General features: G+C 68.6%; 16 protein-coding genes. 9 read left to right on the top strand and 7 right to left on the bottom strand.

Going from position 1 to position 14,660, the window contains the following annotated elements:
• The first annotated feature begins 40 nt into the window (after positions 1–40).
• The 3 genes from ACOYW6_RS10620 (at position 41) to ACOYW6_RS10610 (ending at position 3,949) form a co-directional block, all read left to right on the top strand.
• Complete coding sequence (locus ACOYW6_RS10620) at positions 41–1,162, top strand: glycosyltransferase (RefSeq protein ID WP_423141284.1); 1,122 nt, start codon at positions 41–43, stop codon at positions 1,160–1,162.
• Between the two features lies 1 nt (position 1,163).
• The gene (asnB, locus tag ACOYW6_RS10615; RefSeq protein ID WP_423141283.1) at positions 1,164–3,116 is read left to right on the top strand and encodes an asparagine synthase (glutamine-hydrolyzing); all 1,953 of its coding nucleotides are present in this window, start codon (positions 1,164–1,166) and stop codon (positions 3,114–3,116) included.
• Positions 3,117–3,220: 104 nt separating this feature from the next.
• Positions 3,221–3,949, top strand: coding sequence for a polysaccharide biosynthesis/export family protein (locus ACOYW6_RS10610; protein ID WP_423141282.1), 729 nt, complete (start codon positions 3,221–3,223; stop codon positions 3,947–3,949).
• A gap of 47 nt (positions 3,950–3,996) precedes the next feature.
• On the opposite strand, the gene fabI is transcribed toward ACOYW6_RS10610, so the two are convergent.
• From fabI to ACOYW6_RS10595, 3 genes are read right to left on the bottom strand one after another with little or no spacing between them, the layout of a single operon-like run.
• Positions 3,997–4,800, bottom strand: a complete 804-nt coding sequence (fabI, locus tag ACOYW6_RS10605) for an enoyl-ACP reductase FabI (RefSeq protein WP_423141281.1) — start codon at positions 4,798–4,800, stop codon at positions 3,997–3,999.
• Positions 4,801–4,810: 10 nt separating this feature from the next.
• Positions 4,811–5,839 (bottom strand): YihY/virulence factor BrkB family protein, encoded by a 1,029-nt coding sequence (locus ACOYW6_RS10600; RefSeq protein ID WP_423141280.1) that lies wholly within the window; start codon positions 5,837–5,839, stop codon positions 4,811–4,813.
• Positions 5,840–5,842: 3 nt separating this feature from the next.
• A complete protein-coding gene (locus ACOYW6_RS10595) occupies positions 5,843–6,808 on the bottom strand; it encodes a DnaJ C-terminal domain-containing protein (RefSeq protein ID WP_423141279.1) in 966 nt (321 codons plus the stop codon).
• Between the two features lie 141 nt (positions 6,809–6,949).
• Between ACOYW6_RS10595 and pdxH the strand changes: the two genes are divergently transcribed.
• Together pdxH and ACOYW6_RS10585 are read left to right on the top strand one after the other, a co-directional pair.
• Positions 6,950–7,582 (top strand): pyridoxamine 5'-phosphate oxidase, encoded by a 633-nt coding sequence (gene pdxH / locus ACOYW6_RS10590; RefSeq protein WP_423141278.1) that lies wholly within the window; start codon positions 6,950–6,952, stop codon positions 7,580–7,582.
• 47 nt (positions 7,583–7,629) lie between these two features.
• Positions 7,630–8,508 carry a cation diffusion facilitator family transporter gene (locus tag ACOYW6_RS10585; protein WP_423143115.1) on the top strand — a complete coding sequence of 293 codons (879 nt, stop codon included), beginning with the start codon at positions 7,630–7,632 and terminating at the stop codon, positions 8,506–8,508.
• 9 nt (positions 8,509–8,517) lie between these two features.
• On the opposite strand, the gene fcl is transcribed toward ACOYW6_RS10585, so the two are convergent.
• The 3 genes from fcl to ACOYW6_RS10570 form a co-directional block, all read right to left on the bottom strand.
• Positions 8,518–9,462, bottom strand: a complete 945-nt coding sequence (gene fcl, locus ACOYW6_RS10580; protein WP_423141277.1) for a GDP-L-fucose synthase — start codon at positions 9,460–9,462, stop codon at positions 8,518–8,520.
• A 50-nt stretch (positions 9,463–9,512) separates the two neighbouring features.
• On the bottom strand, positions 9,513–10,634 hold the full coding sequence (locus tag ACOYW6_RS10575; RefSeq protein ID WP_423141276.1) for a serine hydrolase domain-containing protein: 1,122 nt from the start codon (positions 10,632–10,634) through the stop codon (positions 9,513–9,515).
• Positions 10,635–10,746: 112 nt separating this feature from the next.
• Entirely contained in the window at positions 10,747–10,947 is a 201-nt protein-coding gene (locus ACOYW6_RS10570) for a hypothetical protein (RefSeq protein WP_423141275.1), read from the bottom strand.
• A 179-nt stretch (positions 10,948–11,126) separates the two neighbouring features.
• Between ACOYW6_RS10570 and ACOYW6_RS10565 the strand changes: the two genes are divergently transcribed.
• Together ACOYW6_RS10565 and ACOYW6_RS10560 are read left to right on the top strand one after the other, a co-directional pair.
• The gene (locus tag ACOYW6_RS10565; protein ID WP_423141274.1) at positions 11,127–12,233 is read left to right on the top strand and encodes a M48 family metalloprotease; all 1,107 of its coding nucleotides are present in this window, start codon (positions 11,127–11,129) and stop codon (positions 12,231–12,233) included.
• A gap of 42 nt (positions 12,234–12,275) precedes the next feature.
• On the top strand, positions 12,276–12,605 hold the full coding sequence (locus ACOYW6_RS10560) for a hypothetical protein (RefSeq protein WP_423141273.1): 330 nt from the start codon (positions 12,276–12,278) through the stop codon (positions 12,603–12,605).
• On the opposite strand, the gene mnmA is transcribed toward ACOYW6_RS10560, so the two are convergent.
• Positions 12,606–13,757 carry a tRNA 2-thiouridine(34) synthase MnmA gene (gene mnmA, locus ACOYW6_RS10555; RefSeq protein WP_423141272.1) on the bottom strand — a complete coding sequence of 384 codons (1,152 nt, stop codon included), beginning with the start codon at positions 13,755–13,757 and terminating at the stop codon, positions 12,606–12,608.
• A 136-nt stretch (positions 13,758–13,893) separates the two neighbouring features.
• Here mnmA and ACOYW6_RS10550 point away from each other — a divergent pair, with 136 nt between their 5' ends.
• Both ACOYW6_RS10550 and ACOYW6_RS10545 read left to right on the top strand, forming a co-directional pair.
• Complete coding sequence (locus ACOYW6_RS10550) at positions 13,894–14,196, top strand: hypothetical protein (RefSeq protein WP_423141271.1); 303 nt, start codon at positions 13,894–13,896, stop codon at positions 14,194–14,196.
• Positions 14,193–14,492 (top strand): DUF1153 domain-containing protein, encoded by a 300-nt coding sequence (locus tag ACOYW6_RS10545; RefSeq protein WP_423141270.1) that lies wholly within the window; start codon positions 14,193–14,195, stop codon positions 14,490–14,492. The genes ACOYW6_RS10550 and ACOYW6_RS10545 overlap by 4 nt, the downstream gene beginning before the upstream one ends.
• The last annotated feature ends 168 nt before the right edge of the window (positions 14,493–14,660 follow it).

Genomic DNA, 14,660 nt, shown 5'->3' with positions numbered 1-14,660 from the left:
GGGGCACTATCAACCGCAGCCCAATCCCGGTGACCCTCGAATGCATGTTTTCCACGTCATAACAACGCTCAGCAAAGGCGGTGCGGAATCGCACCTGGCCGACCTTACCGCCGGCCTGGCGGAGCGCGGCGTGCGCCAGACGGTCGCGTTCCTTAAGGGCGACGGTTTCTGGACCGCGGCGATGAACGCGCGCGGGATCGCCACGATCGACCTCGGGGCGAAGCGCTATGCCGATCTGGCCGCGATTGCACGTCTGCGCGCGGCGATAGCGGCGGCGCGGCCCGACCTCGTCCATGCCCACATGCCGCCGGGCGAGCTTTATGCCGTGCTGGCGCTGATCGGCCAGGACGTGCCGCTGGTTACCAGCAAGCACAACGATACCGAACCGTTCTACCGCGGCCCCGGTGCCGCTGCGATCGAGCGGTTCTGCGCCGGGCGGGCGCGGCGCGTGATCGCTATCTCGCAAGCGGTGAACGATTACTTCGCGGCGCAGTGGCCGGCCCGGCTGGCGCGCAAGCTGGTGACCGTACGCTATGGCCTGAGCCCGGTCCCGGGCGGCGCTGAAGCGGCACGAGCCGCGCGCGGGCTGCGCGCGGAATGGGGCGTGGGCGCCGACGAAGTTCTGTTCGGAATCGTTGCCCGGCTGGTCGAGCAGAAATCGATCCCGACTCTGCTGCGCGCCTTTGCGAAGCTGCGCGCCGAGAGTGCGCAGCCGGTCCGGCTCGTGCTGGTCGGCCACGGCCCGCTCGAGGACGAACTGCGCGCGCTCACGCATGAACTCGGCATCGCCGCGGCGGTGATCTTCGCCGGCTTCCGCACCGATATCCCGGCCGTCATGCGCGCGCTCGACGTCTTCGTGCTGAGTTCGATCTATGAGGGCTTCGGGCTCGTCCTGCTCGAGGCGATGGAAGCCGCGGTGCCGATCGTCGCGTCGGGGATCAGCGCGATACCCGAGATCGTGGTCGAGGGGGAAACCGGCTACCTCGTCCCGCCGCGCGATCCCGAGGCGCTGGCCGCGGCGATGGCAAAGACATTGCCGGCAGCGCACCGGCATGCGCTGGGCGAAGCCGGGCACGCCCGGTTGCTGAGTGCCTTCACTGTCGCGCGCATGGTCGACCAGACCCAGGCGGTCTACGCCGCGGCGCTGGGCAAGCCCGCCTGAGATGTGCGGTTTCGCAGGCCTGTTCGCTCCCGGCGGGCTGAGCGCCGCCGACCGCGCCGCGCTGCCGGCGATGGGCCTGCCGATCGTTCATCGGGGGCCCGACGCCGGTGACACCTGGTCCGACGACCCGGCCGGTATCGGCTTCGTCCACCGCCGCCTGGCGATCATCGACCTGTCGCCCGCCGGCGCGCAGCCGATGGCATCGGCCAGCGGGCGCTACGTGATCGCCTATAACGGCGAAATCTATAATTACCCCGCCATCCGGGCCGAGCTCGATGCCGCCGGCAAGGCACCGGCCTGGCGCGGCCATTCGGATACCGAGGTCCTGCTCGCCGCGATCGAGGCCTGGGGAATCGAAGGCGCGCTGGCGCGCTCCGCCGGGATGTTCGCCTTCGCCTTGTGGGACCGCGAAGCGCGCCGCCTGACGCTGGCGCGCGACCGGTTGGGCGAAAAGCCGCTTTATTACGGCTGGCAGGGCGAGGGCGCGGCGCGCCGGCTGCTGTTCGGCTCCGACCTGGCGGCACTGCGCGCGCACCCCGCCTTTGCCGCGGAGATCGAGCCGCGCGCCATCGCCGAGCTGTGCCGCAAGCTCTACGTGCCCGAGCCGCTGTCGGTCTATCGCGGCATTGCCAAGCTGGCGCCGGGAACGACCGTGACGATCGAGGCAGCCAGCGGCGCCGAAACGATCGCGCGGTGGTACGACCTGGTCGCGGTCGCCGCCGCCGCGCGCCGCGATCCCTTTGCCGGCGACGAGCAATCGGCCGTCGATGCCCTCGACAACGTGTTGGGCGCCGCGATCGAGCGCCAGATGGTCTCCGACGTGCCGCTGGGCGCATTCCTGTCGGGCGGGATCGATTCGACCACGGTGGTCGCGCTGATGCAGCGCGCCTCGCCCCGGCCGGTCAAGACCTTCACCATCGGCTTCGAGGACGAGCGCTTCGACGAGGCGCTGCATGCCCGCAAGGTGGCCGCGCACCTCGGCACCGAACATCACGAACTGCGCGTTGCACCCGCCGATGCCCTGGCGGTGATTCCGCAGTTGGCGGCGATCTATTCGGAACCGTTTGCCGATTCGTCCCAGATCCCGACGTTCCTGGTCAGCCGGATGGCGCGCGCGGAAGTTACCGTCGCGCTGTCGGGCGACGGCGGCGACGAGATGTTCGGCGGCTACAACCGCCATCGCTACGCGCAGCAGACCTGGCCGGCGCTGTCGCGCATTCCGCGCCCGCTGCGCAGCGGCGCGGGGCGACTGATCCACGCCGTCTCGCCCGCCGCGTGGGAGCGCGCGCTGGGACGCGTGTCGCGCGGCAAGGTCGCGCTGGTGGGCGACAAGCTGCACAAGGCCGCCGACGTGCTGGCAAGCGGATCGGTGGCGGAGCTTTACGGCCGCCTGATCGCGGCCAATCCGCTGGTGGGCGAACTGCTGCGCAGGTCCCATAGCGACGCACCGCCCGCGCTTGGCGTCACGGCGGACTGGGCGCCGGCGGAAACGATGATGGCGCTCGATTCGCTCGGCTATTTGCCCGGAGACATCCTGGTCAAGGTCGACCGCGCGGCGATGGCGGTGTCGCTGGAAACGCGCGTGCCGTTCCTCGATCCCGGTGTCGTCGCCTTCGCGTGGACCCTGCCGATCGGGATGAAGATTCGCGGCGGTGAGACCAAGTGGCCGCTGCGCGCGCTGCTCGATCGGTTCGTGCCGCGCGCGCTGATGGAGCGGCCGAAGATGGGCTTCGGATTGCCGCTGGCCGAATGGCTGCGCGGGCCACTTCGCGACTGGGCCGAAGACCTGCTCGATCCGCGCGCGCTCAGGGACGGCGGCCTGTTCGATGCCGCCGCCGTGCAGCAGCTGTGGCAGCTGCACGTGTCGGGCGCGCGCAATGTCGAGCACCGTTTGTGGCCGGTGCTGATGACGCAGGCCTGGCTGGCGCACGAAGCGGCGGCGGCGGGGAAATGAGTTGACGCGCCGCGCCGCTGTTCACATCAGGTTGCCAATCCGCGGCTAGGGCGCGTTTTTTCGGGAATTGCGCGCCCACGCAACAAGACATGGTTTGAAACGATATGAAGCTGATTTCCCTGACTCTCGCGGCGTTCTCGCTCCTGCTCGGCGGCTGCGCCGTGATGGGGACCAGCGGCGGACAGCTGGGCGCCAGCGGCGCCAGCCAGGTCGTCAACGAAAGCGAGCTGCCCGCGCCTGGCCGCGCTGACCTCGTCGCCAGTTCGCGCGCCTACCTGATCGGCCCGTTCGACCAGCTGGTTGTCGACGTCTTCGGCATTCCCGAGCTGACGAATCGCCAGGTCACCGCCGATGCCGCGGGGCGCATCGCCTTCCCGATTGCCGGCACCATCGATGCCGCCGGGCTCACGCCGCTGCAGCTGTCGCAGGAAATCGCCCGCCGCCTAAAGGCCGGTTACGTGCGCGATCCGCAAGTCACCGTGAACCTAAAGGAAACGACCAGCCAGACCGTCACGGTCGATGGCCAGGTCACCCAGCCGGGCGTTTACCCGGTGGTCGGCGGGATGACGCTGATGAAGGCGGTGGCGACCGCGCGCGGCGTTGCCGAATACGCCAAGCTCGACGACGTGGTCGTGCTGCGCACGGTCGGCGGGCAGCGCTATGCCGCGCTATATAACCTGGCGGCGATCCGGCGCGGCAATTACGTCGATCCGCAGATTTACGCCAACGACACCGTGATCGTGGGCGAAAGCCGTGCCCGGCGCCTGTTCAACAGCCTGATTCAGGTCGCACCGGTGCTGACCACCCCGCTGATCCTGCTCCTGCGCGGCTGATCCCGCGCGGGGCCGCGGCCCTCGAAAGTGCGCGGGGGCGGGCGGCCTCAGACCAGGGCGATGTCGGGCGCGTCTTCCTGCTTCATGCCGATGGTGTGATAGCCGGCGTCGACGTGGTGCGTCTCGCCGGTCACGCCCGAGGACAAGTCCGACAGCAAGTACAGCGCGGCACCCCCGACATCGTCGATCGTCACGTTTCGGCGCAGCGGCGCGTTGTATTCATTCCACTTCAGGATCAGGCGGAAATCGCCGATCCCCGATGCCGCCAGGGTCTTGATCGGTCCGGCGCTGATCGCGTTCACGCGCAGGCCGCGCGGGCCGAAATCGTTGGCCAGGTAGCGCACGCTGGTTTCCAGCGCCGCCTTGGCCACGCCCATCACGTTATAGTGCGGGATGACCTTTTCGGCGCCGTAGTAGCTTAGCGTCAGCATCGCCCCGCCTTCATTCATCATCGCCGCGGCGCGCTTGGCAACCGCGGTGAAGCTGTAGACCGAGATGTTCATGGTCATCAGGAAGTCGTCCAGCGTGACGTCGCTGTAATTGCCGCGCAGGGCTTCCTTGTTGGTGTAGCCGATGGCGTGGACGACGAAATCGATCCCCGGCCAGGTGTCGGCCAGCGTGGCGAAGGCAGCGTCGAGGTTGGCCATGTCGGCAACGTCGCAGTCGATCAGCAGGTCGCAGCCCAGCTCTTGGGCCAGCGGCTTGACGCGCTTGAGCATGACTTCGCCCTGGTAGGATATCGCCAGCTCCGCGCCGGCTTCGCGAAGCTTCTTCGCGATACCCCAGGCCAGCGACTTGTCGTTCGCCAGCCCCATGATCAAGCCGCGCTTGCCGGCCATCAATTCGCTCATGCCGTCACCATCACTCTGCAGGTTTCGTCGTTGTCCGGGCGCGATTGTCGGCCTGGCCGATCATGTCTCGTTCCTCGGGCGTCTCGGCCAGCGCGGCGTTGAGTTCCGCGCCGACGACCATCCCTAGTCCCACGAGCCAGAAAAAGAAAAGCGCGATCATCACCCCCGCCAGGCTGCCGTAGGTCAGGTCGTACTTGAACACCGTGCTCAGCAGCGTCGGCAACGCCAGCGACACCAGCGTCCACCATCCCGCCACGAACAGCGCCCCGGGCCACTTGGGATAGGTCCGCTTGCGATAGGCGCTTGGCGTCAGCGACAGGAACAGCAGGTACAGCGAGGCATAGAGCGCCACCGCCGGGATGTAGCGCGACAGCGCCAGCGAATGAAGCAGCCCGGACAGGATCGGGGCGCGATCGGCCAGCCCGCTGTCGAAGGCTGCCAGCAGGACCTGCGCGATCAGCGCCGCCAGCAGCAGCACGACCGCGGCCAGGATCACTCCCGTGGACAGCAGCCGGTAGCGCCAGAACGCCTGCGTCGCCGGGGTGCCATAAGCGCGCCGCAGGATATCGCGGATCGTCTCGATCAGGCTGCCGACGGTCCACAGGCCGACGATCCCGCCCGCCCACAGCAGCCAGCCCGATCGCGCGTCGATCACCGTCAACGCCACCGGCTCGATGACCTTGGCCACGACCGGGGGCAGCGCCAGCAGGATGGCGTTGATCGAGGCGGCGCGCTGGCCCGGTTCGCCGATCAGCGAAAAGATCGCCGCGCCGACGATGAAGAACGGGAACAGCGCGATGATCGCCATGTAGGCCAGGTTGCCGGCGTGAATGAACCCGTCGTTGTAGACCCCCGTCCAGACCCGGGCGATGATCTGGCGCGCCTTGGTGCCGGGACCGATATGCTCGTCGACCGACTCCTTCAGGCCCGCACGCCAGCGCAGCGCGTCCTTGCGGCGCGCCTCGGGCGAAAGATCGGGAACGGTCAGCGCCGGCGCGTCCTTGTCGGCGCGCACGGTTGCGATGGGCCGTTCCTCCACGCGCTAGACGCCGAGCTTGCCGCGCAAGTCGCGGGGATCGCGCCAGCCCTCGAGCCGGCTGGCCAGGTCGGCATCGCTGTCCGGAAGCTGGATTTGCAGGGTCACCAGCTGGTCACCGCGGGTGCCGTCCTTGCGGCTCATGCCCTTGCCCTTGAGGCGCAGCGTGCGCCCCGATGACGATCCCGGCGCCACCGTCAGCATGACCGGGCCCTCGGCCGTGGGAACCCGCACTTTGGCACCGTGGACCGCTTCATCCAGGGCGATCGGCAGATCGAGCCGCAGCGCGTCGCCGTCGCGGCGCAGGAACGGGTGCGACTGGACATGGATGGTCACCAGCGCGTCCCCGCGGCCGCCCGGGCCCTGCTCGCCCTTGCCGGCCAGGCGCATCTGGGTGCCGTCCTCGACCCCGGCGGGCAGCTTGAGATCGATCGTCTTGCCGTCGGCCAGGGTGATCCGCTGCGTGGCGCGCGTCGCCGCGTCGGTCAGGCTGACGTTGAGGCGGTACTGGGCATTGGCACCGCGCGGGGCCGGCCGGGCGCGCGGGCCGCTGCCCATACCGCCACCCATACCGCCCATGCCGCCGCCCATTCCGCCGCCGCGACCGCCGAACAGGCCTTCGAAGATGTCGCTGATATCGGGTCCGTCCTGTCCGCCGAAGCCCTCGAAGCCGCCGCGCTGGCCGCCGGGAAACCCGCCGCCGAAGCCGCCGCCGCCGCCGCCGCCGCCATAGCCGAACGGCATCGCCGGATTGCCGTCGGCATCGATCTCGCCGCGGTCGAACTGGGCGCGCTTGTCCTTGTCCGACAGCAGGTCATACGCGCGGGTGACCTCGCTGAAGCGCTCGGCCGCCTTCGGGTTGGCGGTATTGCGGTCGGGGTGAAGTTCCTTGGCAAGCTTGCGATAGGCGGACTTGATGTCCTTTTCGCTGGCGCCGCGCGCCACGCCCAGGGTCGAGTAGGGATCGGCCATCGCGCCTAGCTAGGGGTGCCGCGCCCCGCCCGCAAGCGCCGCCTGCGCCGCGCCTTTCCTACGCGCCCCGGCGCGGCTATGCACCGCTGGGCCCGGGGCGCTTTCCCGGGGCCGCCCTCTTGCCCCAGGACAGTGTCAAACGTGTCAAGCGACGCCCACGATCCCGAAGCCGAGATTGCCCGCGAGACGATCCCCGACGGCGATCCCTTCGCCACGATCGACGCCTGGCTGGCCGAGGCGCGCCGGACCGAACCGAACGATGCCAACGCGATGGCGCTGGCCACCGCGACGCCCGACGGGCGGCCGTCGCTGCGCATGGTGCTGCTCAAGGATCACGGTCCCGAAGGATTCCTGTTCTACACCAACGCCGACAGCCGCAAGGGCCGCGAGATTCACGACAACCCTGAGGCGGCGCTGCTGATCCACTGGAAGTCGCTGCGCCGCCAGATCCGTGTCGAAGGCAGCCTGGCGCGCGTCGATGCCGAGACCGCCGACGCTTATTTTGCCAGCCGCAGCCGCGATTCGCAGCTTGGCGCGGTGGCGTCGGAGCAGTCACAGCCACTCGCGAGCCGCGCCGAGTTCGCACGCCGCTATCGCGAGGCGGAAGAGCGCTTCGAAGGCGGGGCGGTAGAGCGGCCGCCGCAGTGGACCGGCTTTCGGCTGGTGCCGCGCGCGATCGAACTGTGGGTCGATCGCCCTTTTCGCCTTCACGAACGCCGCCGCTTCACCGCCCGCGCCGACGGCGGCTGGGCCAGCACGATGCTCTATCCGTGAGCCAGGCCGCGTCTCACCACAGCGGACGCCTCAACCGCAGCGCCGCGATGGCGAGCATCTCGGTGGCGCTATTGCTGGCGGGCATGAAAAGCTGGGCGGCGTGGCAGACCGGTTCGACCGCGATGCTGGGCAGCCTGGCCGACACCGTGCTCGATCTCGTCGCCAGCCTGGCGACGCTGGCGGGGGTATGGATCGCCGCGCAACCCGCCGATGCCGAGCACCGGTTCGGGCACGGCAAGGCCGAGGCACTGGCGGCGATGTTCCAGGTCGTGCTGATCTCGATCTCGGCGCTCATGCTGGCGCTTCGCGCGGGGCAGCGCATCATTGCCGGCGGGGAGACGGACGCAGCGGGCGACGGCATCGCCGTGTCTGCGATCGCGATGGTGGCAACCGTCGCGTTGCTGGCATGGCAGCGCCATGTGATCGCCCGCACCGGCAGCCTGGCGATCGCGACCGACCACGTTCATTACAAGTCGGACCTTTTCCTCAACCTGGCAGTGATCGCTGCGCTCGCGCTCGACCAGTATGCCGGGCTGACCGGCGCCGATGCCGTGTTCGGCCTCGGCATTGCCGCGTGGCTGGGGTGGGGTGCGTGGGGCGCTTCGCAGGCCGCGATAGAACAGCTGATGGACCGCGAGTGGCCCGACGATAAAAAGACCCGCTTTCTCGAGGTCGTGGCCCGCCATCCGGAGCTGCGCGGCGTCCATGACCTGCGCACGCGCACGTCGGGCGATCGCGACTTCGTGCAGTTCCACGTCTGGGTCGATCCGGCGATGACGGTCGCCGCCGCGCATGAGGTGATGGACCAGATCGAGCACCGCCTGATGCGCGAATTTCCCGGTATCGAGATCCTAATCCATCCCGATCCCGAAGGGCTGGTCGACGAACACGGCCTGGCCGCACAAGACCTGCTCGCGGCGGGCTAGGACCGCGTCCTAGGTCCGCCTGGCTTCGCCGGCGAGAAACGATTCGTAGGCCCGTGCGATACCTTCGCGCAGCGGCACCTTGGCCTTCCAGCCGAGCGCGGCGAGGCGGGCATTGTCCATGAGCTTGCGCGGGGTGCCGTCGGGCTTGCTTTCGTCGCGGATCACCTCCGCTTCGTAACCGACGACGTCCATTACCACCTGCACCAGCTCGCGAATGGCAATGTCCTCTCCGCTGCCGACGTTGATGTGACCGGCATCGGAGTAATGTTTCATCAGGAACACGCAGGCGTCGGCGCAATCGTCGACATAGAGGAACTCGCGCCGCGGGGTTCCGGTGCCCCAGATCGTTACGGCACTGCCGGTTTGCTTGGCTTCGTGGACCTTGCGAATCAGCGCCGGCATGACGTGACTGGACGTCAGGTCGAAATTGTCGCCGGGGCCGTAAAGATTCGTCGGCATCGCCGAGATCATGTCGGCGCCGTACTGCTTGCGGTAGGCCTGGGCGAGCTTGATCGCGGCGATCTTGGCGATCGCGTACCACTCGTTGGTGGGCTCCAGCGGGCCGGTCAACAACGCATCTTCGGGGATCGGCTGGGGAGCGAGGCGGGGGTAGATGCAGCTCGATCCCAGGTTGAGCAGCTTCTCTGCACCGCCTTCGTATGCGCCGGCGATGACCGCGGTGGCGATCAGCAAGTTGTCCTGCAGGAAATCGACCGGGGCGCTATCGTTGGCAACGATGCCGCCCACACGCGCGGCCGCCAGGAACACGGCGTCGGGCTTCTCGCGCGCCACCCACGCGGCGACGGCCTGCTTGTCGGTCAGGTCGAGTGCATTGCGGTCCGCGGTCAGGATTTCGCAGTTTTCGCTGGCGAGACGGCGCACCAGCGCCTTGCCGACCATGCCGCGATGGCCCGCGACCCACACCCGTTTGCCGTCCAGCCGATAGTCGCTCATCGCCCCGTCCGTCCCATGCCGAATCGCCTTCGCGCTAGGGGTTTGCGCGCCTAGCGGGAAGGAAAAACGCGCGCCAGCCGGGCGATTCCGGCCTTGACCGGATCAAGCTTGCCCTCGTCGGTGCGACCCAGGCGAACGATCGTCAGCCCTTGCGCGGGGGAGACGAAGATGAACTGGCCCAGGTGCCCGTTGGCCGAAAAGGCCTGCGCCGAGGCCCCGGGGTACATGCGCTTGTCGGCGGCGCCGCGGTTGAGCCAGGTCTGGGCGCCGTAACCGGGGTTGGCCGGACTGGGCGTGGTCATGAAGGTGACCCAGCTGCGCGGGACCAGGGGCACGCCGTTCGCCGCGCCGCCGTTGCGGAGGACTTCGCCGAACTTGGCCCAGTCGCGCGCGGTGCCGTGGATCAGGCTGCCGCCGATCAGCGTGCCGGCAGCGTCGAACTCAGGCACCATGGATGTCATGCCTGCCGGGACGAACAGCCTGTCCTGCAAGTAGCCGCGCACGGCGTCGCGGCGCTGGCGCGGGGTGCCGCCGGGTGCCAGCGCGCGGGCCGCCAGGTCGGCCAGGATGACCGCGGTATTGCTGGAATAGACGAACTTGGTGCCGGGCGCGGTGACCAGCGGCTGCGCCTCGGCATAGGCGGCCATGTCGTCGCGCCCGTCGAGAAACAGCATCCGCACTTCGTCTGACCGATAGACCGGATCGCCCGCCTCGAGATGCTTGAGGCCCGACCGCATTTGCAGGAGCTGGCGAAGCGTGATGACCCCGCGCGGATCGCCGGTGCGCTGCCAGGCCGGGATCGGCACCGGGGCATCCAACCGCAGGCGCCCGTCGGCAACCAGCATTCCGATCATCAGGCCGGTAATAGTCTTGGCCATCGACCACGACACGAGGCGGGTCTGCGGCCCGTATCCGTCTCCGTAGCGTTCGGCGATGATTCGCCCGTCCTTCAGCACCAGCAGGGCGCGGGTCTCGGCAAGTGGAGCCTGCGTGAAAAAGGCGTCTACCGCGCGCGCAATCCCTTCACGCGCAGGACCAGCCGCTGGCGTGACCGCAGCCAGCGCAGCCGGGCCGAGCGGCGCATCGCCATGCTGGTTGCATCCCGCCAACGTAAGCGTGGCCGCCAGCACGAAAACCAGCGCTGGGCGCGGGAAGCGATTCAGGCGGCGCATGGCAGCGACATGGCGAATTGCCGCCACCAAGACAATCGCGGCGCCGGCGACGGACAAAAAAATAGCGGCCCGAAGGCCGCTATTCCCTTGAACTGATCAGTTCGCGCAGAGCCTACGGGCTCGACGGCGAATTGTCCTTGTTCGACGCGATCAGGATGATGCCCGCGATAATCGCGGCAGCAGCCAGAAGCGCCAGGATGGTCGAACCACCACCGAGCTGCTCGCTATCGCCCGAAACGCTGCTGGCGCGAACCGCGTCGGCAGGGGCTGCCAGGGCCGGAGCCACCGACATCGAAGCGACGGCGGCAGCCATCAGATACTTATTCAAGCCCATGACGAACTCCATTTCCATCAAAATTGCATTGCGCCCTTAGCCCTCACAACTTCCTCCTGTCAACCAGCAAGACGTCGCAAAGGCTTGGTTTACGGTCTGTCCCGTACAGCCAGCCGCAACCTAGCAAACGTAAGGTCGCGGCAAAAGGTTTCCCTTTCATGACTGCCAACCGCGCGTTTTTCGCCTATTCGGACGCCACCATGTCGCCAATCCCTGCCGACCGTTGCATTTATGTCACCGAATCGTCGGGGCGGCTGCGCCGTGCCGTGCGGCGGGCCGTTGCTGGCGCGGGTCTGGCGGTTGCGATCTTTCTGCCTGCGGCGCTCGCGGCAGCCGAATCGCCCCAGCCAGTGGCGACAATGGATGCCGCGATGGAAACACTGCGTGCGCAGGACGCCGAACTTGCGCGCGCCGCGTGGCGTCTGACGACAGCCAATGCACCGCTGTGCGACGCGCTGATGCCCGGAACCGGCCTCGTCCTCCATGCCGAATCGCAGTACGCCCGCAGCAGCCTGCCGTCGGCGCGGCGCGTGTTCGGATTCCCCGCGCCGCTCGCGGCCGAATGGGTCGTGCCCGATTCGCCCGCCGCGCGCGCTGGCCTTAAACCAGGTGACGGAATCGCGGCCCTGAACGGTACGCCGGTCGCTGCCAGCGGCACCGGTCCGACCAGTCTGCGCGACGAAACGGAGGGCGCGCTCACACTGCTGCCGCCGCTTGCCGCACTGGATGTTACTTATCGCCGCGCCGGGCAGGACGCCTCGGCCCGGATCGAACCGGTCGCCGCCTGCCGCGCGCGGTTCGAAGTCGTAGCCGGGAAGGACTGGCTGGCGCGTTCAAACGGCGAGCTGATCCAGGTCGCCGCCGGCCTCGTCGCCCAGATGAGTGATGACGAGGTCGCAGTGATCGTCGCTCACGAACTGGCCCACATCGTGCTGCACCATCGCCGCCGGCTTGCGGCGGCCGGGGTCAGCAAGGGCGTCTTCGCAGAGTTCGGCAAGAACGGCCGCCTCAACCGCCAGGCCGAGGACGAAGCCGATCGCCTCAGCGTGGTGCTGCTGCGCAACGCCGGCTACGATCCGGCGATCGGCCCGCGTTTCTTCCGCGATCACTCGAGCCGCTTCGGCGGTATCTTGCGTTCGCGCACGCATGCCTCACCCGAATCGCGCGCCAGGATGATGGAGGCTGAGCTGGCCACCATTCCGGCCGCCGCGGGTCCGGCCTGGATACCGCCGCTGGTGGCCGCGCGCGACGCGCCGATGCGCTGAGCTGCGCTTGCCTGCGCGCGGGCGGCGACCTAAGCGGCGGCAATGGCTGCAAGCTCCTCCCCGCGCGCACGGCGCTGGCCGCTGGTCCTCCTGGCCATCCTGGTCGTCGCCGCGCTGTCGATGCGCGAGGCGATCGGCGGCTATGCCATCACCGGCGCGTCCTACGGCGCGCGCGTAGGCTGTTCGTGCCGCTATATCGGAGGCCGGACGCTGTCCGATTGCCGCAAGGACTTCGAAAACGGGATGCAGCTCGTCATGTTGTCCGAGAACGAGGCCGATCGCAGCGTGACCGCCACCTTTCCGCTACTGGCGCGCCAGACCGCCCGCATGGTCGAGGGTGAGGGCTGCGAGCTGGAGCCCTGGCGCCGCTGATCATTCGGCCGGCGTGGTCCCCGCGATCCAGCCGCCGCCCACGACACGGTCGCCGCAATAGAGGACCGCGGCCTGTCCAGGTGCGACGCCGTACTCGGGCGCGGCGAACCGGATCGTCGCCGCGCTGCCGCCGCCAAGGACTCCGTCCAGCCTGACCGGCACGGGCTTTGCCAGGGACCGGACTTTCGCGGTCAGCGGCGCGGCCGGGTCAAGCGGGCCAATCCGGTTCGTGTCTACCAGGCGCGCCGCGCCGACCGCCAGCTTGCGGCGCGGTCCGGCAATGACGGCGTTTGCCGCGGCGTCGATGCCGACGACGTAGAGCGGCTCGGCCTGGCCGCCGATTTCCAGCCCGCGGCGCTGGCCGACGGTGTAGTGGATGACGCCGCGGTGGCGGCCGATCTCGGCGCCGGTTTCGGCATGAAGGATGGCGCCGGGCGCCTCTGCCTCGGGCCGGACCGCGCGCACGACCTTGGCGTAATCGCCATCGGGGACGAAGCAGATGTCCTGGCTGTCAGGCTTGGCGGCGACCGCAAGGCGCTCGGCAGCGGCGAGCTCGCGCACGGTGTCCTTGGCCAGCCCGCCGAGTGGGAAGCGCAAGAAGGCGAGTTGCTCCTCGGTCGTGGCGTAAAGAAAGTAGCTCTGGTCGCGCGCTGGATCGATCGCGCGGTGCAGCGTGCAGGCGTCGCCGTCCTGCGCCCGCCGGACATAGTGTCCGGTCGCCAGGCAATCGGCACCCAGTTCGCGGGCGATGCCCAGCAGGTCGGTGAACTTGGGTCCCATGTTGCAGCGGATGCAGGGAATCGGGGTGCGCCCGACCATGTAGTCATCGGCGAACTGCTCGATCACTTCCTCGCGGAACGCGCTGGCGTGATCGACGACATAGTGGGCGATACCCAGCCGGTCGGCGACTGCGCGCGCGTCGCGGATGTCGTCCCCGGCGCAGCAGGCGCCCTTGCGTCCGGTCGCCGCTCCGTAATCGTAGAGCTGCAGCGTCACGCCGATCACTTCGGCGCCGCTGCGCGCCGCCAGCGCGGCAACAACCGAGCTGTCCACCCCGCCCGACATCGCAACGACGATGCGGCGTGCCGCGATCGGCGCGTCGAGGTCGAAGAGGTCGGCGGCCTGGGCCGGTGCAAGTGCGGTCGCGGTCATCGCCGGGCCCGTACACGCAGTCCGGGACTGCCGCGAGTCCTGCGTGCGGGCGGCACCCGACCCGGCGTTAACCTTCGTAGATTCGCGTACACCCGCTCTTTACAGACTGTTGACTCTGACTCGCTAAGCCGGGGGTATGGAATTCGTCAGCGATTTCTTTGCCCGCAAGTTCGGGACCGTGGCCGACACCGGTCGCGTTCCCGAATGGGCGGGAATCCGCCTCAGACTAGCGGCGGCGCAGTCCGCGCGGCGCGAACTGCTGGCCGCCGAGGCTGATTCGATGTCGCGCAGCGGCAGCTTCGCATCGGGCGCCGCGATGGCGCTGGCAGATCTCGATCGCTGCAAACGCGTCGTTAACCCGGATCGTTTAGAAGCCGGAAAACCAGACGCGGCAAGGAATGACTCCTCACCCATCGGCGAGGCGAAAGTGGCAGGATGATTGAGAACCAGAAAATCCGTCCGGCGATGGTGATCGGCCCCCTCGGCGAACCGCTGACGGTCGATTCACTGCCCTCCCCGGATACGACCCGCTGGGTCGTGCGCCGCAAGGCCGAGGTCGTGGCCGCGGTCAACGGTGGCCTGCTGTCGATCGACGAAGTGTGTGAGCGTTACAACCTGACGCTCGAGGAATTCGCTTCATGGCAGCGCGCCGTCGATCGCTCTGGCATGCAGGGCCTGCGGGTCACCCGCATCCAGCACTACCGCGACTTGTACGAGCGTCAGCTCAAGTACTGACCGCGTCGGCAAGGCGCCCGCGCTTGGACATAGCACTGGTCTGACCCGATCTGCCGTTCGCCGACCGGCGCGTTGCGCTGCAGCGCGCCCGGGCGTATGCCCGCGCGAGTGTAACGCAGACGCCGGCCACCACTGAAAAGGCTGCTTGCCCGCGGTGGCTTATGCCGG

This window comes from Parablastomonas sp. CN1-191 (assembly GCF_049354825.1).
Classification (GTDB): Bacteria; Pseudomonadota; Alphaproteobacteria; order Sphingomonadales; family Sphingomonadaceae; genus Novosphingobium.
The sequence above is the reverse complement of the archived record's forward strand: the minus strand, read 5'-3'. Positions and strand labels throughout refer to the sequence as shown.